The sequence below is a fragment of the Streptomyces sp. SM1 genome (genome assembly GCF_002910825.1).
In the GTDB taxonomy this organism is placed as follows: Bacteria; Actinomycetota; Actinomycetes; order Streptomycetales; family Streptomycetaceae; genus Streptomyces; species Streptomyces okerensis.
The window spans coordinates 1-1,104 of record NZ_NEUB01000654.1; the positions used below are offsets into that span (position 1 = coordinate 1).

Annotated in this window: 1 protein-coding gene and 1 pseudogene; both read right to left on the reverse strand. The window is 72.5% G+C overall.

Annotated features, from left to right (window positions below):
- The coding region (locus tag B9S61_RS17360) for an MAB_1171c family putative transporter (protein ID WP_103543083.1) at positions 1–914 on the reverse strand (914 nt) is incomplete at its 3' end.
- Positions 911–1,104: pseudogene (locus tag B9S61_RS40885) on the reverse strand (hypothetical protein); the annotation flags it as partial. The gene B9S61_RS17360 and the pseudogene B9S61_RS40885, both read right to left, overlap by 4 nt.

Consider the following 1,104-nt stretch of genomic DNA (forward strand, 5'->3'; position numbering starts at 1 on the left):
ACCCGTTCGCGCACCCGGTGGTCGAAGTACGGCGCCAGCGCGAGCAGCGCGTCGTGGATCGACACCTCACGCCACTGCAGGCGGGCCCGGGGCAGCCGCCACCAGCCGGCCGGCGGCTTGGGCGCGGTGGACACCGACTTCACCAGGCACCACAGCGGGGCCAGCCGCCGGTGGTCGCCCAGCGCCAGCCACTGGGCGACCGCGGACGGCAGCAGGTATCCGGCCGAACAGAGCAGCGCGGCCAGCGCGGCCATCGGCGGGGCGAGCGTGGTCGACAGGAAGTCCAGGTCGTGGCCCGTCCAACGCGCCACGATCGCCGTGTACTTGGTTACCTGGAACCCCACCAGGTCCAGCAGCGCGCCTACGAGGATCAGCCGCAGCCCGGTGCGCAGCGGGCCGTCGACCTCGCGGGCCCACCTGACGCAGACGGCGCACATCACCAGCATCGCCACGCTGTGCCCGAGCAGGTACAGCAGGATCATCTCCCGCATGAACGGCGTGCCGGCGTAGTAGGTGTCGAGGTCGGTGAGCCGCTCGGTGTCCGCGTCGGCGAGCAGGAAGAGGACGACGATGGCGGTGATCAGCAGGGCGTAGGCGGCGGCGACGCACCGCACCCTGCGCCGCACCCGCTCCCGGGAACCGCCCCGCCAGTTGATCAGCAGCACCAGCACGGAGCAGCTGTACGCGGAGAGCATGCCGTAGGTCAGCGGGGCCCCGAAGTTGGGGGTGCCGGTGAGCTCGTTGACGGTGGACAGGGTGGCCGGGGCGGCGCACACGAAGACCAGCGCCCCGAGGACGATCGCCACGCAGGTGGAGACGGTCAGCGGGTTCCGCACGGCCCTGCGCGGGCGGCGGAACAGCAGGACGGAGGTCATCCCGAAGACGAAGGCCGCCAGATAGACGACGAGGCTCATGTCGGCCGGCTCCTCTCGCAGCAGCCCCGGTTCACGTCGTGCCCGCCGTGGTCGTACTCGCCGCCGGCGTACCCGCCGTGGTCGTGCCCGCCGAGGTCGTACCCGCCGTGGTCGTACTCGCCGCCGGCGTACCCGCCGTGGTCGTACTCGCCGCCGGCGTACCCGCCGTGGTCGTACTCGCCGCCGGCGT